The organism is Streptomyces gossypii, assembly GCF_025165795.1.
Lineage (GTDB): Bacteria > Actinomycetota > Actinomycetes > Streptomycetales > Streptomycetaceae > Streptomyces > Streptomyces gossypii.
The window spans coordinates 139,709-158,302 of record NZ_JAJAGO010000015.1; the positions used below are offsets into that span (position 1 = coordinate 139,709).

General features: G+C 71.1%; 18 protein-coding genes. 7 read left to right on the forward strand and 11 right to left on the reverse strand.

Features of this window, described 5'->3' with window-relative positions; genetic code table 11:
• Window positions 1–89: 89 nt before the first annotated feature.
• Complete coding sequence (locus tag LHJ74_RS28120; protein WP_260220333.1) at window positions 90–2,051, reverse strand: N-6 DNA methylase; 1,962 nt, start codon at window positions 2,049–2,051, stop codon at window positions 90–92.
• 178 nt (window positions 2,052–2,229) lie between these two features.
• Between LHJ74_RS28120 and LHJ74_RS28125 the strand changes: the two genes are divergently transcribed.
• A complete protein-coding gene (locus tag LHJ74_RS28125; RefSeq protein WP_260220334.1) occupies window positions 2,230–2,811 on the forward strand; it encodes a DUF4352 domain-containing protein in 582 nt (193 codons plus the stop codon).
• 119 nt (window positions 2,812–2,930) lie between these two features.
• Complete coding sequence (locus LHJ74_RS28130; RefSeq protein ID WP_260220335.1) at window positions 2,931–3,155, forward strand: hypothetical protein; 225 nt, start codon at window positions 2,931–2,933, stop codon at window positions 3,153–3,155.
• 92 nt (window positions 3,156–3,247) lie between these two features.
• On the opposite strand, the gene LHJ74_RS34525 is transcribed toward LHJ74_RS28130, so the two are convergent.
• From LHJ74_RS34525 to LHJ74_RS28155, 5 genes are all read right to left on the reverse strand, one after another.
• A complete protein-coding gene (locus tag LHJ74_RS34525) occupies window positions 3,248–3,649 on the reverse strand; it encodes a hypothetical protein (protein WP_375546827.1) in 402 nt (133 codons plus the stop codon).
• A 181-nt stretch (window positions 3,650–3,830) separates the two neighbouring features.
• Window positions 3,831–4,247 carry a nuclear transport factor 2 family protein gene (locus LHJ74_RS28140; RefSeq protein ID WP_260220336.1) on the reverse strand — a complete coding sequence of 139 codons (417 nt, stop codon included), beginning with the start codon at window positions 4,245–4,247 and terminating at the stop codon, window positions 3,831–3,833.
• 281 nt (window positions 4,248–4,528) lie between these two features.
• Window positions 4,529–5,281, reverse strand: coding sequence for an SDR family NAD(P)-dependent oxidoreductase (locus LHJ74_RS28145; protein ID WP_260220337.1), 753 nt, complete (start codon window positions 5,279–5,281; stop codon window positions 4,529–4,531).
• Between the two features lie 93 nt (window positions 5,282–5,374).
• Window positions 5,375–5,806: an Rrf2 family transcriptional regulator gene (locus LHJ74_RS28150; RefSeq protein ID WP_260220338.1), complete on the reverse strand. Its 432-nt coding sequence runs from the start codon at window positions 5,804–5,806 to the stop codon at window positions 5,375–5,377.
• A 24-nt stretch (window positions 5,807–5,830) separates the two neighbouring features.
• Window positions 5,831–6,139, reverse strand: coding sequence for a hypothetical protein (locus LHJ74_RS28155; protein WP_260220339.1), 309 nt, complete (start codon window positions 6,137–6,139; stop codon window positions 5,831–5,833).
• On the opposite strand from LHJ74_RS28155, the gene LHJ74_RS34530 reads away from it, so the two are divergent.
• Window positions 6,053–6,310, forward strand: coding sequence for a hypothetical protein (locus LHJ74_RS34530; protein ID WP_375546835.1), 258 nt, complete (start codon window positions 6,053–6,055; stop codon window positions 6,308–6,310). The genes LHJ74_RS28155 and LHJ74_RS34530 overlap by 87 nt on opposite strands.
• Here LHJ74_RS34530 and LHJ74_RS28160 read toward each other — a convergent pair.
• The 5 genes from LHJ74_RS28160 to LHJ74_RS28180 form a co-directional block, all read right to left on the reverse strand.
• Window positions 6,228–7,016: an SAM-dependent methyltransferase gene (locus LHJ74_RS28160; protein WP_260220340.1), complete on the reverse strand. Its 789-nt coding sequence runs from the start codon at window positions 7,014–7,016 to the stop codon at window positions 6,228–6,230. The two genes, LHJ74_RS34530 and LHJ74_RS28160, sit on opposite strands and share 83 nt — an antisense overlap.
• 96 nt (window positions 7,017–7,112) lie before the next feature.
• Entirely contained in the window at window positions 7,113–7,433 is a 321-nt protein-coding gene (locus tag LHJ74_RS28165) for a winged helix-turn-helix domain-containing protein (protein ID WP_260220341.1), read from the reverse strand.
• Window positions 7,430–7,894, reverse strand: a complete 465-nt coding sequence (locus LHJ74_RS28170) for a hypothetical protein (protein ID WP_260220342.1) — start codon at window positions 7,892–7,894, stop codon at window positions 7,430–7,432. The genes LHJ74_RS28165 and LHJ74_RS28170 overlap by 4 nt, the downstream gene beginning before the upstream one ends.
• Before the next feature lie 121 nt (window positions 7,895–8,015).
• A complete protein-coding gene (locus tag LHJ74_RS28175; RefSeq protein WP_260220343.1) occupies window positions 8,016–9,377 on the reverse strand; it encodes an MFS transporter in 1,362 nt (453 codons plus the stop codon).
• Entirely contained in the window at window positions 9,374–9,889 is a 516-nt protein-coding gene (locus tag LHJ74_RS28180) for a MarR family winged helix-turn-helix transcriptional regulator (protein ID WP_260220344.1), read from the reverse strand. The genes LHJ74_RS28175 and LHJ74_RS28180 overlap by 4 nt, the downstream gene beginning before the upstream one ends.
• A 239-nt stretch (window positions 9,890–10,128) precedes the next feature.
• Here LHJ74_RS28180 and LHJ74_RS28185 point away from each other — a divergent pair, with 239 nt between their 5' ends.
• From LHJ74_RS28185 to LHJ74_RS28200, 4 genes are all read left to right on the forward strand, one after another.
• Window positions 10,129–11,508, forward strand: a complete 1,380-nt coding sequence (locus tag LHJ74_RS28185; protein ID WP_260220346.1) for a hypothetical protein — start codon at window positions 10,129–10,131, stop codon at window positions 11,506–11,508.
• Between the two features lie 216 nt (window positions 11,509–11,724).
• Window positions 11,725–12,786: an ATP-binding protein gene (locus LHJ74_RS28190; protein ID WP_260220347.1), complete on the forward strand. Its 1,062-nt coding sequence runs from the start codon at window positions 11,725–11,727 to the stop codon at window positions 12,784–12,786.
• Window positions 12,783–14,585 (forward strand): vWA domain-containing protein, encoded by a 1,803-nt coding sequence (locus LHJ74_RS28195; protein ID WP_375546828.1) that lies wholly within the window; start codon window positions 12,783–12,785, stop codon window positions 14,583–14,585. The genes LHJ74_RS28190 and LHJ74_RS28195 overlap by 4 nt, the downstream gene beginning before the upstream one ends.
• Window positions 14,586–14,811: 226 nt before the next feature.
• Window positions 14,812–18,288, forward strand: coding sequence for an NB-ARC domain-containing protein (locus LHJ74_RS28200; RefSeq protein ID WP_260221048.1), 3,477 nt, complete (start codon window positions 14,812–14,814; stop codon window positions 18,286–18,288).
• The last annotated feature ends 306 nt before the right edge of the window (window positions 18,289–18,594 follow it).

Sequence of the window (18,594 nt, forward strand, 5' to 3'; positions counted from 1 at the left end):
CGGGGATCGTGTGACGGTCGGACTTTGCTGCCAGTGAGCGTATACACCGCCACGGACAGCACAGCCCGATCGTCGGTATACGTCCGGTATCAGTCGGGTCGGATCGTGCCGTCTGTCAGCACGTCGTACATGCCCTGGACGAGTTCCCGCCCCAGCCCCTCCGCCTGCTGCAACGCCGCCTCGAAGGCGGCCAGCCTGCGGAAGTGCTCGCCGTAGCGCCGCTGTTCGGCGAGCGGCAGCCGTGGCAGCCTCAGCCGCCGTACGTCCAGCCGGGAGGCGCTGGAGGCGTGGCTGCTGGCCTGGCGGGTGTTGGCGGTGCCGCGCAGGAAGCCCGCGACGAAGTGCGGGTCCAGGGCGTGCGGGTCGGGACGCAGCAGGGCCACGTGCCGCTCGAGCGGCTCCCCCGCGCCGTCCGCCGCCACGACCCTCGCGGCGGCGCCCCGGCCCAGCACCGGGATGAGGACATCGCCCTCACGGGTCAGCGGCGGCTCCGTGTCGCCGCTCCCGCGCAGCTCCACCTCCAGGGCGCCCGCGCGGGCGAGTTCGCCGACGGTGGTGTCCGACCAGTTCGGGGCCCCGGCGGCCCCGGCGTCGCCTGCCCGGGGCGGGGTGGCGGCCGGGGCGAGTTCGAGGGAGCGGCGCAGCGTGCGGTCGAGCCGTTCCCGTACGACGGTGAGCGCGGCCGTGCCCTCGCCCGTGCCTGGGGGCAGGTGACGGGCGGGCGCCAGGTCGACGTCCTCGTCCAGCAGGTCGATCACCGCCCGTGCGCCGCTGACGCCGGGCTGCTCGGGGGCGGTACCGCCGCCGTCGAAGGCGCGCCAGGCGCTCAGCACGGTGCGGTGCAGCTCCGGCCAGGGCAGCGCGGCGCGGCCCTCCGCCTGGTGCCGGACGCTGGTGTCGACCAGCAGCAGCCGGGGCGCGGGGGCCTCGGCGCCGTCCGGCTTGCGCAGCACCCATACGTGCAGCGGCAGGTTGTACGGCGGCGCGGCACCGGCGGGCAGTGCGACGACCGCCCGCAGCGCACCCCTGCGCAGCAGCGCCGCACGGATACGGCGGCCGGTGCGCCGGGAGGCGGCGGCGGGCGGCATCAGCAGCACCGCCGTGCCGCCGGGGCGCAGCCGGGAGAGCGCGTGCTGGACCCAGGCCAGCTCGGATTCCGTACGGGCGGGCAGGCCGTACTCCCAGCGCGGGTCGTAGGCCAGTTCGGCGTGGCCCCAGTGGCGCTCGTTGAACGGTGGATGGCACAGCACCACGTCGACGGGCCGGGCTGCCGGTGCGGGGGCGGCTGCGGTGGCGGCGGCCGGGTCGCCGCGCAGGGCGTCGGCCGTACGGATGTGGACGGCGGCCTCGCCGCGCAGGGCGATCCGGAGGGCGGTGAGCCGGGCGAGGGCGGGATCGATCTCCTGGCCGTGCAGTTCGGCGGGCCAGGAGCCGCTCGGGCCGGTGGCCGCCGCGAGCAGTTCGCCGGAGCCGCAGGCGGGGTCGAGGACGGAGTCGGCGGGGCCGGCGAGGGCGACCATCAACGCGGCGGCATCGGGTGGAGTGAGGGTGTAGTGCCGGGTGTTGGCGTCGAAGTAGCGGCCGAGGAGGAACTCGAAGGCCGGGCCGGGGCCGAGCTCGCCGGCAAGCTCGGCGAGCGGCCCGTGCGGCCCGTGCGGCGCGTGCGGCGCGTGCGGCGCGTGCGGCGCGTGCGGCGCGTGCGGCGCGGCGGCGGAGTGGCGCAGCAGCAGCTCGCCCGCGTGGGCGAGGGCGGCTGCGGTGCCCTCGGGGGCGCCTTCCAGTTGCTGCCAGACGCGTTCACGCGGGGGGACCTCGGCGAGCTTGCCCTGAGCCCGCAGCCATTCCTCGACCTCGGGGAGGGAGAAGGCGGGGCTGGTCTCGGTGCCGCCGATGGGCTTGGGGAAGTGGGGGTAGCGGCGGCGCCAGTTGCTGACCGCTGCTCTGCCGACGCCTGCCAGCCGGGCGATTCCGGCGGCGGTCACCTCGGTGGCGCCGTCCGATCCGCCGTCCGATCCGCTCTCCAGTCCACTCTTCGCCGCGCTTTCCGACACGGACGCTCCCTCCCTCTGCTCCTGTGACTCCGATCATACCCAGAAGGGTGAATCCGACCAGCTCACCGCGTGAACTTCGATGAATCGATGAACCGTGTTGACTCGGTTCACAGCTCATGTTGTCATTAACCCATCGGTTCACGGGGAGCCGGTCCCGCACTCGGAAAAGGTGTCCGTCATGTCTGTTCGCTACCTCAGCCGCAAGCGCTCGCTCGCCGCGACAGCCGTCGCGGCCGTACTCGCCCTCGGCGGCCTCACCGCCTGCGACGCGGAAGAGCCGACGACCAAGAAGGCCGGTTCGAGCTCCAAGCAGGCGAAGAAGGGCGGCGCGGAGGCTGGGGGCGCGCAGAAGGAAGACACCCCGGAGGGCCCGATGGCAGCGGGAGACACCGCCAGCTACAAGAGCGGTCTGACGGTCACGGTCTCCGAGGCCGCCGCGTACACACCGACGGAGTTCGCCAGCGGCCACACGGAAGGCAACAAGGCTTACAAGGTCACCATCACGCTGGACAACACCGGTGCGAAGAAGATCGACGCCGCTCTGATCATGGCAACCGCCCGTGCGGGCGAGGAGGGCACGGAGGCCGAGGCCATCTTCGACGAGCAGGTCGACTCGGCGTTCGAGGGCAAGCTGCTGCCAGGCAAGAAGGCCACCGCTTCGTTCGCCTTCGACGCCCCCGCCGACGCGGCGGTCCTGGACATCGAGGTCGACCTGCTCGACTTCTCGACCGAGCCCGCCCAGTGGAGCATCAAGCTTTGACGGCCCCCGGTTCCTTACCGCCCGCGCGGCGGTGCCGCTCACCGCCGCACGAGACGCGTCAGCGAAATCCGACACCTCAGCGAAGCCACAGCGAAGCCACAGCGAAAGAAGGACACCTCATGAAGGCCGTCACAGCAGAAATCCTGGTCGGCACCAGCCAGGAGACCGAGAAGCACAAGGTCGCCGTCCACGTGCAGCTCACCCAGAACGACCCGGTCTACGGCGACCTGAGCGCGACCGAGCGCGACACCGTCCTCGCCGCCATGATCGCCGCCGTGCGCGACAGCCTGCCCGACTACCACGCCCCGGCGACGGTCACCTCCGAGGAGACCGCCTCCGCCTGACACCGCGGCTGACCCCGGCCTCCGGCCGCCGACCCCGCCCCGCCCCGCTTCCGGCCAACCCCCGGAGCGGGGCGCTGCCGCGGCGGCGGAAGTCACGGGACGGCCGAGGGGAATGTGCCTGCGGGCTCCAGTGACGCGGTGCGGCCGCGGTCGAGGGTCACCACGTCGTCCACCGCCGCCAGCCCCGCCGCCTGGTGGGTGATGAGCAAGGTGGTGCGGCCTCGGGTGGCGTCCAGGATGTCGGCGAGTACCTCGTCCGCCGTTTCCGGGTCGAGCCCTTCGGTCGGCTCGGCGGGCGCCAGGTCGGTGGTGCGGAGGAAGTCGGCGACCTTGCCCGGCATGTCGAGGACGACCGGCAACTCCGGGGCTGGGGCTCCCGGGTCGGCGGCCGTGTACTCGGGCAGCAGGTCGGCGACGGCGGTGAGGTCCATCGCGGAGAACGCGCCGTCGTGGATGCGCAGAGCGAGACGGTCGCGGTGCAGGACGTCGAGCACGTCGAGGATGTGCCCGGTGCCGCGCGATCGGCAGTCAGCACCGAAGGCCGCCCCCCACTGTGCTGACCGGCAGCGATCGGCCGGGGCGGGTTCTGCTATCCGTTTCGGCCGTATCTCGGCTGATCCTCGTACATGCCCGGCCGGGCCGCCCCGGGCCGCAGGGCCCCTGAGCACCCTCCGCTCAGCTGGCGTTGAACGCTTCGGCGACGGTCAACGTGTCCTCGTACAGGTGCATGCGAACGATCCGGCCGCCCTCGACCACCAGGTGCATGGTCACCGGTGTGGTGAACTCCTTGCCGCTGGCCATGACGGTGTGCGTGAAGACCGCCAGCAGCACCACGTCACCACCGTCGACGACGACGCGCTCCAGCACGACCTTGCTCCTGCCGTGCGCGAAGTGCGGCCACATCGTGGTGAAGTACGGCGCGACCTCCTCCCGGCGGGTACGGCGCCCGGTCCAGGGCAGCGCGTCACTGCCCGGGACGTGCCAGTCGATCTCCTCGGCGAACAGTTCCTGGATGCCGTCGGGGTCCTGCCTGCCGAGGCGCTCCAAGAACTTCTCGGCCACGGTCCGCGAGGTCTGAGCATCTGTTGCCATCGTCCTTGTCCTTTGTCTCTTCGTCTGCTTGAGGTGTCGGTCGGGCCTCAGCCCTGGAACAGGAAAGTGCTTGCCGCTCAGCGGCCCGCCGAGCGGCATGAGCGCCCCGCCTTCACGCAGCGCGCCAAGGTCGACCGGAGCGAACCCGAATGCGGCTCTTCATGACTCACTCACTCCTTGCTGTGTCGTTGTGTCGCAGCCGTTGCCCTGGCGGACGGTCGCAAGTACGCGGCTCAGACGTCCTGGAGCGTCGAATGCGTCCCGCGTCGCCGATTTGCCGCCTAGAGCTGTGTGGCGCCGCCGTCGACGAACAGTTCCGCGCCGGTGGTGAAAGTGCTTTGGTCGCCGGCCAGGTAGAGGGCGGTGGCGGCGACCTCGTCGGGATGGCCGGCGCGGCCGAGCGGGGTCGGCGGGACGGGCTCGGCCGCGGTGGGCCGATCGCCGTGCGGGAAGGCTGCGAGGAGCTCGTCCAGGCCTGGGGTCTCGACGGGGCCGGGGGTGAGGGCGTTGACGCGGATTCCGTGGCCGGCCAGTTCGGCGGCCCAGGTGCGGGCGAGGCTGCGGATCGCGGCCTTGGTGGCGGCGTAGACGCCCAGGCCCGGGGCGGCCCGCAGGGCCGAGCTGGAGGAGAGCAGCATCACCGAGGCGCCGGCCGTCAGCAGCGGCAGCGCCTTTTGGACAGTGAAGACCGTGCCCTTGAAATTGATCGAGGCAGTGCGGTCGTACTCCTCCTCGGTGATCGCGCCGAGCGGGCCGTAGTCCCCGACCCCGGCGTTGGCCACCACAATGTCCAGGCGGCCGCTGCGGTTCGCGATCTCGGCGAAGAGCCGGTCGAGGTCGCCGAGGTCCGCGGCATCGCCCTGGATGGCGATGCCGCGGGCGCCGACCTGCGCGACGGCGGCGTCCAGCGCGGCCTTGCGGCGCCCGGTCAGGTAGACGGTCGCGCCCTCGGCGGCGAAACGGCGGGCGATCGCCAGGCCGATGCCGCTGGAGGCGCCGGTGACAAGGGCGGTCTTGTCGTCCAGCTGTCCCATCAGATTCTCCAATTCCTTGACGTAACCATTATTGTTACATTGATGGGTGCAAAACCCGATCCCCCCCGATCACGGGAAGTCGACGGTCCGAGGTCAGGCGGCTTTCAAGACGTCCCGCAGCACGTCCTCCAGCGTGGTCTTGGCCAGCTCCCTGCGCAGGGCGGCCTCCACATCGTCGTACACGGCGGCCATTGCCGGCCCGATGCCGTGGCCCACGACGCACTCGGGGTCCGGCGTCGCGCGATGCAGGGCGAAGACCGGTCCCGGTTCGATCGCCTGGTAGACGTCGAGCAGGGTGATCGCCGCCAGGTCCCGCGCGAGCATCCAGCCCGCCCCCGCCCCCCGCCGTGAAACGGCCAGGCCGACCTTGCTCAGCTCGCCCAGCAGGCGGCGGATCACCACCGGGTTGGTGTTGACGCTCGTCGCGATCTGCTCGGAGGTGGCGACCTCGTGGCCACGCCGCTGATACAGCCCGATCCATGTCAGCGCGTGCGCCGCAATGGTCAGTCTGCTGTTGGCACTCACGTCGGACTCCGCCTCCCTCGCCCCTCAGGTCCAGTCGTAACAATAATCATTACAACGATATGCGGCAAGTCCTGCGGTGCTGGCCGGACCGGCCTCGTCAAGGAGCACGCACGCCGCCACCACCTGGAATCGGTGCAGCACGCGACCGGCCACGCACAACTGGTGGCCGAACGGCTCACCGGCGGCGACCGGACGTATGACGACCTGCCCTGGTTCTGGAGCGGCCAGTTCGACACGACCCTGCACATCGCGGGACTCGCCGGGGAGAGTGACGCCGAGGTGATCCTTACCGGAGGGCCCGACGCCTTCCCCGTCCTCCGCTTCCGCCAGCACCGGCTCCTCGCTGTCGAGTCGGCCAACCGGCCCGGTCGCTCTCCTGCTCCCTCGAAGCCCGCCGGGATGACGATTCCGGCGGGCCCGCTCAGGCTGCGTTCTGGCCTGTCCCACCGTTCTTGCGGGCCGTCACCAGCGCAAAGGAGAGGTACTCGCCGCCGTCCGCGGTGAGCATGTCGATCACGGGCTGGTTCGCCGCCCGGCGGTCCGGCTGGTGCTCGCTGGTTGCCAGGGTCCACAGCAGCCAGTCCCGCCAGGCGTCCTGTTGCAGCCGAGCGGAGGTGACGGTCACCAGTTCGGTGATCTCCCACTGGAAGCGCCACCACTCGGCGGTGTGCCAGGCGAGCGCCTCCCAGCCGACGACCTCCTTGATGTGCGGCGGGATCGCCCCCAGCTCCCGGACCTCCCGCCTCATGGCGGGCGTCGCCATGCCCAACAGCCCGCCCGGCCGCAGGAACCGCGCCAGATACGGCAGGTAGCCGTCCGCCGTACCGAAGTACTCGAAGGCGTCCACACTCACGACGGCGTCGAAGCTCTCCTCTTCGAACGGCAGGGCGTGCGCCTCGGCCCGCACGGCCTCCACCCGGTCGCCGACACCCGCCTCGGCGAAGACGGACGCGGCCTCCTCAGCGGCGATCCACCAGTCGGCCGCGACGACCCGGACGCCGTACTCGCGGGCCAGGAACACCGACGTGGCGCCCTTGCCCGAACCGAGATCCAGCACGCGCATCCCCGGCCGCAGCTCAAGGTTGCGCGCGAGGTCCTCCAGCAGCCACAGCGGGTTCGGCCCCATGTCCAGCCCGAGCAGCCAGGACGGATCGTAACGGGAAGTTCGCGGATAGCGGTCCGGACGTACGAGATCAGTAAGGGCAGTCACACGCACGCACCCAAGCCGATCGGCCGCACCCGCACAACCCGATTCCGGGGTGGGCGGCACGGCTCAGCTTGCCAACCACTGCTCGCTCCGACCCCGTCATGAGCGGGTCGTCGACCCTTCGGCTGGACGTGTGGCGTCGACGATCGCCTGCAGCGCCGCGATATGGCCGTCGAAGGCGTCCCGCCCGGCGGGGGTCAGCCGGGCCCGTACTTTTCGGCGGCTGCCGCTGACGCGGCGTTCGGTAGCGACATACCCGGCCTCTTCGAGTGTCGCGAGCTGTTTGGACAGCGCCGAGTCGGACAAGCCCAGTCGTTCCCTGAGGAAGGCGAACTCAGCCCAGTCGGCGGCGGCCAGTGTCGCCACCAGCGACAGGCGGGTGCTGGGGTGAATCAACTCGTCGAACTTCGCCGTCGTCATGCTCGCACCCAGCGACGCAGTACGCGCAGGATGTCCGGTCCGCCGAACCCCACCACAGCCGCCACCAGCCCCGCCGCCCAGATGCTCGCGTGACCGGCGCCGTCGGCGTCGAGAGCGAGCGCCACCAGGACGGTGACTGCGACCAGCCCGAGCAGCATGCCGACCACGGCAACGGGGATGCGGCTGCCGGCGACCGCGGCGCTCACCTGGATCTGCCGCGTGCGCCGCCGTCCGCCGAGCAGGCGCGAGGCGAATATCGCGTGTCCGGTGCCGAACCCCACGGTGGCGACAGCGGTCAGCCACCACGGCAGCACCGCGCCGAATATGCCCAGTACCAGCCAGCCGGCGGCCATGCCCCACCAGTAGGCGCGGGGCAGGCCGATCTCCTCGGTCACCTGGCGGCGGGCACGATCCGCCTCGGCGAGCGAGGCGCGGGCCTGTTCTGAATCGACCTTGTCCATGACGAGACCTCTCTTTCCTGGTGGGAAAGTAAGAGTTCCACTTTCCCACCAGGAAAGTCAAGCGCCGCACTCACGCCGCGACCAGGTCACCGGAGGCGTGTACCGCCTGCAGATACCCCTTCTATGCCTTGGTCGTCGCCGCGTCGGCAGCCCCGGGCACGGTGGAGTCGGGCACGGTGGAGTCGGGCACGGCCGGGTCCGCCGCAGTCGGATCAGCCACGATCGGGTCCGGCGCGATCGGGTCCGGCGCGGGAGGTGGCGTGCGGTACGCGCGGAGGGGGGAGTTGGCCGCCGCCACGGCGGCGATCACCAGGGCGGCACCCAGGCCGCCGGTGACGAGGGCGAAGGGTGCGGAGGTGGCCGAGGCCACCAGGCCGGCGCGGAAGTTGCCGAGCTCGGGGCCCGCGACGCCGATGACGTGTTCCACGGAGGAGACCCGCCCCCGGTACTTGTCCGGGGCTTCCATCTGGACCAGGGCGCTGCGAGTGACCACCGACACGGTGTCGGCCGCGCCGGCCACGGCCAGGCAGCCGAGCGCCAACCACAGCGGCCCGGCCAGGCCGAAGCCGGCCAGCGCCAGGCCCCAGACGCTCGCCGCGGCCAGCTGGACCAGCCCGCCGCGGCGCCAGCGCGTCACCGTGCCGGAGAGCAGGCCCGCGGTGATCCCCCCGACGGCGACGGCCGAGAGGAAGAGACCGAGGGTCTGCGGATCGCCGTCGAAGCGGACTTCGTTGACCAGCGGAAAGAGCGCGACCGGCATGGCGAGCAGCGTCGCGGCCAGGTCGGTGGCCAGCGAGCCCCACAACGTCGGACGGCGCAGGACGATCCGCCAGCCGCCGCGTGCGGGCCGCCGTCTGCCGCTCGTCGCGTCGGCGCCCGCGGGCGGCATGGCCGGGAGCCGGACCACCGCGAGCAGTGAGACCGCGACGGCCACGCCCTGTACCGCGTAGGCGGCGGAGAAGTCCCAGCGGGCGATGATCAGCCCGGCCACCGCGGGGCCGGTCAGCATCGCCGCCTGGAAGGAGAGGTTGCTCAGGGCGAGCCCGGCCGCGACCTGGTCGGCGGGCAGCAGCCGGACGGGGAGGGTGCGCCGGGCCGGGGCGCCGAGGGCGGCGCAGGCGGCACCGATGGCGACCAGGGCGAGCAGCACCAGGACGTTCCGGTTGTCCGCCAGGGCCTGGGCACACAGCCCTGCGGCGGCCAGCAGTTGGCCCGCGGTGGTGGCCCGTACCACCGTGCGGCGGTCGACGGCGTCGGCGAGCGTGCCGCCGAGCAGTCCGAACACCAGCATCGGCAGACCGGTGGCGAGCCCGATGGCGCCGGTGCCCACGGGGCTGCCGGTCAGGTCCCAGACCTGTGCCAGCACCGCCACGGTGGCTATCTGCCCGCCGAGCGCGGAGAGTGAGGAGCCGATCCACAGGTCACGGAACGGCCGGCTGCCACGCAGCGGGCGGGTGTCGAGGAACCGGACGCGCCCCCTCATCGGGGTGGCTCGACGAGGTGGCCAAGGATCCGCTGCCGCATCGGCCGGTGTTCCAGCGCCCGCCGCAGGTCCTGGACGACGGTGGTCAGCGCGTACGGGATCTCGGCGTCCAGTCCGGCGATCGTCGCGTGGGTGGCGCGCCACTCGGACTCCAGGAACGGCACCAGCGACCGGCCGCGCTCGGTCAGGCCGATCCGCCGGGTGCGGGCGTCGGGTCCTGGCTCGGAGGTGACCAGGTCCTCCTTGCGCATGGCGGCGACGGTCTGGCTGATCGCGGAGTGCGAGCGGTCGAGGGACTCGGCGAGTTCGCGGATGGTCAGCGGTCCGGTGTGGGCGAGCCGGATCAGCGGATAGGCGAATCGCGGCCGCACCCCCTCGATGCCGCGCGCGAGGTAGATCTGCTCGATCTCGGCGTCCAGGGTCGCCAGCAGTTCGTGCAGCGACTGCCAGGGGTCGGGCAGTGTGGTGGGGTCGGGAGGGGAGTCGGAAGCGGTGGGGCCGGAAGATGTCACAGCGCTAATATAACAGCGCTGCGATAAATGAGTCGATCCGCACCCTGCCGCCCCGCTCCGGCCCTGGCCCGCCGAGACCCCTTGTAGGGTGCAAGAGTCCTTTGGCGGAAGGGGAGTTGCAGGACGCGGAGCTGGCTGCCTTCGGTAGTCCGTGCACCAGCGCCGAGGAGCGTGGTGCAAAACGATGGGGAGTTGAAGTCGTGCGTACGGGAAACGGTGTGGCGAGAGGCACCGCCGCAATGGTTGCCGCAGCGCTGCTGCTGGCGGGCTGCAGCGGAGGAGACGACGGTGACGACGAGGGCGGGAAGAAGTCCGGCGGGAAGGACCGCCACGCCACGAAGAGCCCGGCTCCCGAGCAGGCACGGGCGCCCCAGGAGAAGCTGCCCTCCGCCTACGACGCCGCTAAGGGCTGGGCAGTGAAGAATTCGGAAGGGCTGAGCAGCCCCGTCTACGCACCCCACGCCAAGGCCGTGCTCTTCCTCAAGAAGGCCCCGGGCGGGGCCTCCACGCAGATCGTGGCGCGCGACCTCAAGACCGGCGCCGAGCGCTGGACCGGAAATCCGGTGGCACTGCCGAAGTCCGGGCAGGACAGCACCGTGGACGGCAGCACGACGCTGATGGTGACCTCCAAGGGCGAGACGGACTACGCGGTAGTGACGTTCTCCGGCGAGACGGGCGGCGACGGAGCGAACAAGTCCAAGGAGACGACGCAGCTCACGGTCTTCCCGGCCAACGGTTCGGGCAACGTCGAGGCGGCCCGCACGATCGAGCTCCCCTATTCCACGGAGAGGTTCGCCGCGCAGGGCACCGAGGGCATCGTCTTCTCCACCGCCTCGCTCAATGATGAGGGGAAGCCGCAGCCGACATCCGTGGACGTCACCACGGGGAAGCGGACCACGTACACGAAGGCTCAGCTCGCGGCGCCCGCGAAGGCGAAGGGCTGCCGCGAGGAGAGGGCGATCGGGCGTGCCGACTGCGACGAGAAGGCCCAACTTTTCGGCGTCTCACCGCAGGGCCCGCTGGCGACCGACGTGGACAAGGCCTTCTGGCTGAACGACGCCTGGTACAGCGGGACCAACGCACCCTCCGACGCGGTGACGAACCCCGCCGGCGGCAGCAATGTGATCGTCATCCACCACGACGGCTCGGTCGTCGCCCGCTGGACGGCGAGCGGCGACGGCACGCCCAAGCGCTGGGAGATCCGCGACTCCGAGAGCGGCAAGGTGCGCGCCTCCGTGCGCTGCGAGGAGGACATATCACCGCTGGACGAGTCGGGGCCAGTGATCTCCGGTGGCCGGTACGTATCGGCGGACACGGTCGTGATGGACCTGAAGGAGGACAAGGGCTACTGCTTCGAGGGCAACGACGACCGCAAGGAGGTCATCGTCACGACGGTCGACGCCACCCACGGCACGGCGTACGGAACCGTCCGGGGCGAGGGGTCCAGCTCGGACGACCTTCCGGTGGAGGTGGACCTCGCCGCCGACCAGGTCACCCCGCTCGACCCCGGAACCCAGCTCCCCTCCTGGACGGCCGAGGGAGTCGCCGCCTACACGGCCGAAGGGGACGACGTGTCGTGGACCCCCGGTGTCACGGCGGCCTTCTATCCGTCGAAGTGAGCCGCGCGGCTCCCCTCAGCACTCCGTGTGCGAGTACGGCCACCTGGTGGCCGTACTCGCACACGAACTCACGCTGCTCCTGTGACACGACACCGGAAAAGGGGCTGCGGTGTCTCCCCCGGGCGTGGACCATGAACACCGGTCCGGCGGGCCGCCCCTGACGGCGCGGCCCGCCCCGTTGCCGTCTTCCCCGTTCCCTCAGGAGCTGATCCGCCCGTGCAGGCGACCGTCACCGTGAACCCGGCCCAGGTTCCCGAGCTGCTGCTCGGACTGACCACCGTCCGCCCCGTGTTCCTCTGGGGTGCGCCCGGCATCGGGAAGAGCTCACTCGTGCGGCAGTTCGCCGATTCGCTCGGCCTGGAGTGCGTCAGCCTGCTGGGCACCCAGCTGGCCCCCGAGGACCTCATCGGCGTGCCGCAGATCCGGGACGGCCGTTCGGTGTTCTGCCCGCCCGAGGCGATCGCGCGGGACGAGCCGTACTGCCTGTTCCTGGACGAGCTGAACGCGGCGACGCCCGACGTGCAGAAGGCGTTCTACTCGCTGATCCTGGACCGCCGCATCGGCAACTACGAGCTCCCGAAGGGCAGCATCGTCATCGGCGCCGGAAACCGCGCCACCGACAACGCTCTCGCCCGCCCCATGGCCTCCGCGCTGGTCAACCGGCTCACCCATGTGCACCTGCAGGCGTCGCCCAAGGACTGGCTGCACTGGGCGGCGGGCGCCGGTATCCACCCCCACGTCATCGACTACCTCACCGACCGGCCGCACCACCTGTGGTCCAAGCCGCCGAAGGCCGAGGAGCCGTTCTCCACCCCCCGCTCCTGGCACATGCTCTCCGACGCCATCCAGTCCTTCGGCCCGGCCCTGGACGAGGCCACGCTCACCGTGCTGGCCCACGGCACCCTCACCCCCGCCCACGCCTCGGCGTTCCGCGGCTACGTCAAGATCGTGCGCAGTGAGTACGGAATCGACGCGATCCTCAAGGGCGACGTCCGCTGGCCGAACCGGGTCCAGGACCGTGACCTGCTCTACTACCTCGCCGAGTCCTTCCGCGGCCGGCTGGTCAAGGAGCTCCCGGCGCACAAGGAACACGCCTCACCCTCCGTGCGGCAGACCGCGTACCGGGCACAGGCGCTGCTGGTGCAGCTCGCCGAGATATCGGTCGAGGTCGCGCAGACGGTGATCGCGGACGACGAGGACGGCAACCCGGTGCTGCCCGCGTGGTTCCTCGTGGAGGCCGCGCGCGACATGCCCCGGCTCGTGGAGGCCCGCCGGTGAGCGCGCCGACTCGCGGCAGGAGAAACCGGCGGCAGCCACCGCCCCCCAACCCGCTCCTCGCGCTCAACTACCAGCGCGGCCTGGAGATCGTCCGCCGGGACGCCGCGCTCGGCTCGCTGAACGCGGACTTCTGCCGTACTTCCTGCCGGGTCGTCCCGAAGGAGGGCTGGGCGCTTGTCGAGTCGGACGGCTGCGTGCACGTCAACCCGCAGCGGCTGGCCGAACCGGACGAGTGGGCCTGGGTGCTGGCCCACTGCCTGCTGCACCTGGGCTTCGGCCATCTTCCGGCGGCCAGAGGGGAACGGGTACAACCGGACCAGTACGAGAGGGCCGCCCGCTGTGTGGTGGTGTGCCGGTTCCAGCAGTCGCTCCCGGTGGGCTCCCCGCCGTTCGAACTGCCGGAGTCCTTCCCCGGCGGGGACGAGGAGCAACTCGCGGAGCGCTTCCGCCAAGGCGGCATCCCGGAGCGGTACGCACACTGCGGGGCGGGCGGCACGGAGCCGGACCAGCGGCTCGATCCCTGGCCCTACCAGCGGGACCCGGAGGACTGGCGCGAGATCTTCGCCCGCTCGCTGACCCGCACGGTATCGGCCGCGATGAGCGCCGCCGGGCACCAGCCGGGTGGACCCGCAAAGGGGCCGTGGAACAGGGCACTTGACTGGTTCGTCTCCTCCTACCCGCTGCTGGGCGGCATCGCCTCGGGGATGACGGTGATCGCGGACGCGGAGCTCGCCCGCGCCCACCAGATCTCGGTGGCCGCCGTGAACGCCGCCGCCGGCGAGATCTACGTCAACCCCCGGCGCACGCACTCGGAGGAGGAGTGGCGGTTCATCCTGGCGCACGAGATGCTGCACGCAGCGCTGCGTCACGCCGACCGGCGCGGCCACCGCGACCCGTACCTCTTCAACGTCGCCTGCGACTACGTCATCAACAGCTGGCTGGTGGAGATGGGCGTCGGCGAGATGCCGGAGGGACTGCTCTACGACACGGCCCTCACCGGCCTGTCCGCCGAGGAGGTCTACGACCGGATCACCAACGACGCCCGCCGCAAACGCCGGCTCGCCACCCTGCGCGGCAAGGGCCGGGGCGACATCCTGGGCGAGCCGCTGCCGCACTCCGGCTCCCCGGCGGACCATGTCGACCTGGACGAGTTCTACCGCCGCGGCCTGCTCCAGGGCTTCGACCTGCACGACCGCAGGCGCGGCACGCTTCCGGCCGGGCTGGTGGAGGAGATCCAGGCACTGGCCCACCCCCCGCTGCCCTGGGACGTACGGCTCGCCCGGTGGTTCGACGAGTACGTGCCCCGCCCCGAACCGCTGCGCAGCTTCGCCCGCCCCGCCCGCCGACAGGCGTCCACCCCCGACATCCCGCGTGCGGGCCGGTACTTCCCGCCGGAGGAAGCGGAGCGCTGCACCTTCGGGGTGGTACTGGACACCTCCGGCTCCATGGACCGGCGGCTGCTCGGCAAGGCGCTGGGCGCCATCGCCTCGTACGCCGAGTCGCGCGACGTACCGGCGGCGCGGGTGGTCTTCTGCGACGCGGCACCCTTCGACGCGGGGTATCTGCCGGCCACCGAGATCGCGGCCCGGGTACGGGTACGGGGCCGTGGCGGCACCGTACTGCAACCCGGCGTCGAACTGCTGCTCGCCGCCGAGGACTTCCCGCCGGGAGCCCCGGTGCTGCTGATCACAGACGGGGCGTGCGACGTACTGCGGGTGCGGCGCGAACACGCCTTCCTGCTGCCGCGCGGCGCCCGCCTGCCGTTCGCACCACGGGGACCGGTCTTCGAGATGCACTGACGAGGGTCCCGCACATTCCCGGGTGGTTGCTGATCACCTCTGATGCCTGCTGAGTGGCCGGAAGTTTGGCGAACTGCTGGCGGGTAGCGGGCTCCGAACGGGAGGATCAACTCTTATGGGCGGGTGGGGGCGTTGGGGTTTACGTATCGCGGTCGCGTTGTGTGTGGGCACGGTGGTGTGGCTGCTGGTGACGGTGTTGCTGGGTGGGTGGGACAAGGCTGACCCGATGGCCAGCGTGTTCGGTGGCATCACGGGCATCTCGGCGCTGGCCCTCCCCTTGATCCTCTCCTTGCGTACCGGGTCGGGTGCAGCTGCGGATCCACCTCCGCCGTCGGCTCAGGCGGTGCCCGAGTGGGTGGTGGATCGAGACGAAGCCGAACAGGTCGTCGCAGCGGTCTGTCGCCGCGGTGGTCGGCGGAGCGGCAGCGCCGCGGTGGGGATCACCACGGGCCTGCAGGGGGCGGGCGGGTTCGGAAAGACGATGCTTGCGCGTGTGGCCTGCGCGCATCCGAAGGTCCGCCGGCACTTCAAGGGCCGGGTTTACGTGGTCACCATCGGTCGGGATGTGCGGGGCCGGGCGGCGATCGCGGCGAGGGTCGCGGAGACGATCCGTTTTGTTACGGGCGACACTCTCGAAGTCGGCCACGATCCGGAACAGGCAGGCGACCACCTCGGCCGTCTGCTGGCCCAGCGCCCCCGCACCCTGCTGGTGATCGACGACGTCTGGGAACCCGAGCAGCTGGAGCCCTTCCTGCGCGGCGCCCAGGACCGGTGCGTCCGGCTGGTGACCACCCGCACGCCGGCCGTGCTCCCGCCCGCCACGACCCGCGTCACGGTCGACCGGATGTCCTCAAAGCAGGCGAGGGCAGTACTCACCCACGACCTGCAGCCCGCACCACCAAACGACGTGGTGAACGCACTCCTCAAGCAGACCGGGCAGTGGGCCCTGCTGCTGCGCATGGTCAACCAGGTCATCGCCACCCAGGCCGCCACCGGCGCGGACACCGCTGAGGCCGCCTGGACCGTTGTGGACCGGCTGCGCGCCTTGGGCCCGGCAGGCCAAGACCCGGACGCCCCGCTGGACCTGGATGATCAGCAGCGCAGGAACACCGCTGTGCGAGCCAGCATCCAGGCCGCCACCAGTCTGCTGCCGCCCGGCGGCGAGCGCCGGTTCACCGAGCTCGGGATCTTCGCCGAAGACGAAGCCGTCCCCCTGCCCCTGGTAGCGATGCTGTGGCAGGCCACCGACGGCCTCAACGAATCCCGGGCCCGAGCCTTGTGCAAGCAGATGGCCGACCTGTCCCTCCTCACCCTCACTACCGACGTCCCCGGCGGCGCCCTCGCCCTCCATGACGTCGTCCGCGACTACCTGCGCGCCGAACTCGCCACCGATCTGACCACCGTCAACGCCGCCCTGGTCGACGCCGTTGCCGCCCCCCTGCCCCCCGACGACGACACGGGCACGGCGTGGTGGCACACCCATATCGGCTACCTCCAAGACCACCTCATCGAGCACCTCATCGACGCCGGACGTGCCACTCAGGCTGAAGCCGTGGCGGGGCACTTCCACTGGGTGCGCGCCCGCCTGCACCAGCGCGGCTCCACAGCACCCTGGCGCGACCTTGACCGCATCGACACCCCAGCCTCCCGCTCCCTGGCCAGAAACCTGGCCCGCGCCGCCCACCTTCTCTCCCCCACAACTCCCCCGCACGCCCTCGACGTCGTCCTGCTCAGCCGGGTTACCGAAGCCCCGCACTGGCACCGCACCGCGACCCTCCCCTCAGATGTTCCTGCTCTCATCGACCGATGGCCGCCACCCGACCTGCCCGACCCTGCTCTGATCCGCACCCTGACCAGTCATACCGGCCCTGTGCGTGCGGCGGCGGTCAGCCCGGACGGGACCTGGCTCGCCACCACCAGCACCGATCAGACAGTGCGGATCTGGGACCCCACCACCGGCACAGAGGTACGAACCCTCACCGGCCACACCGGCCCAGTACATGCGGTAGCGGTCAGCCCGGACGGGACCTGGCTCGCCACCGGCGACGACGATGGGACGGTGCGGATCTGGGACCCCACCACCGGCACAGAGGTACGAACCCTCACCGGCCACACCCACGCAGTACGTGCAGTGGCGGTCAGCCCGGACGGCTCCTGGCTCGCCACCCACGGCGACGGGACGGTGCGGATCTGGGACCCCACCACCGGCACAGAGGTACGAACCCTCACCAGCCACACTCGCGCAGTACGTGCGGTGGCGGTCAGCCCGGACGGGACCTGGCTCGCCACCACCGACGGCGGTCAGACGGTGCGGATCTGGGACCCCACCACCGGCACAGAGGTACGAACCCTCACCGGCCACACCGGCCCAGTACATGCGGTAGCGGTCAGCCCGGACGGGACCTGGCTCGCCACCACCGACGGCGGTCAGACGGTGCGGATCTGGGACCCCACCACCGGCACAGAGGTACGAACCCTCAGCGGCCACACCGGCCACGTGTATTCGGTGGCGGTCAGCCCGGACGGGACCTGGCTCGCCACCACCAGCACCGATCAGACAGTGCGGATCTGGGACCCCACCACCGGCACAGAGGTACGAACCCTGACCGGCCACACCGGCCACGTGTTTTCGGTGAAGTTCAGCCCGGACGGGACCTGGCTCGCCACCGGCGACATCGACGGGAGGGTGCGGATCTGGGACCCCACCACCGGCACAGAGGTACGAACCCTCCACACCGGCCTGGTGCCTGCGATGGTGTCAGTCAGTCCGGACGGGACCTGGCTCGCCACCTCCGACGGCGACGGGACGGTGCGGATCTGGGACCCCACCACCGGCACAGAGGTACGAACCCTGACCAGCCACACCGGCCCGGTATCGGTGAGGTTCAGTCCGGACAGGACCTGGCTCGCCACCACCGACGGCGACGGGACGATGCGGATCTGGGACCCCACCACCGGCACAGGGGTACGAACCCTCACCGGCCACACCCACGCAGTACGTGCAGTGGCGGTCAGCCCGGACGGGACCTGGCTCGCCACCGGCGACACCGACGGGAGGGTGCGGATCTGGGACCCCACCACCGGCACAGGGGTACGAACCCTCACCGGCCACACCCACGCAGTACATGCAGTGGAGTTCAGCCCGGACGGGACCTGGCTCGCCACCGGCGACGACGATGGGAGGGTGCGGATCTGGGACCCCACCACCGGCACAGAGGTACGAACCCTCCACACCGGCCTGGTGCCTGCGATGGTGTCAGTCAGTCCGGACGGGACCTGGCTCGCCACCACCAGCACCGATCTGACCGTGCGGATCTGGGACCCCACCACCGGCACAGAGGTACGAACCCTCACCAGCCACACCCACGCAGTACATGCAGTGGAGTTCAGCCCGGACGGGACCTGGCTCGCCACCGGCGACGACGATGGGACGGTGCGGATCTGGGACCCCACCACCGGCACAGAGGTACGAACCCTCACCGGCCACACCCACGCAGTACATGCGGTAGCGGTCAGCCCGGACGGGACCTGGCTCGCCACCACCAGCACCGATCAGACAGTGCGGATCTGGGACCCCACCACCGGCACGGCGGTGGCCATGATGCGTACCGATAGTCGCCTGACCACCTGTTCCTGGAACCCAGATGGACAAGCATTGTTTGTAGGCGGGCCAGCAGGCTTGTTCGGCTACGACCTGCGCTAGCGCCCCCGCAGCGCGTGAACCCTCTCCACCTGCTCCAACTACGCCGAGATCAACTGCCTCGGAGAGTGGCTACTACCGGCACCTGCGGCAACTCCGGTCACTCCGTGATCGAACCACTGATCGCCGATGAACGAACCCTCGTGCCCCGCCCCAACCAGCCGAGTCCCTGCTCGCCCTCCCGGAGGCGGGTCCCGAGGTGATAGGAACCGCCGTGATGACGTCACAGGCCCGCCCCCATACCCCTTCTTGACCACATCCCCGGCGAAGGCCGGATGCCCAACGGGAATGCGGTCGCGGTCTCCCCGC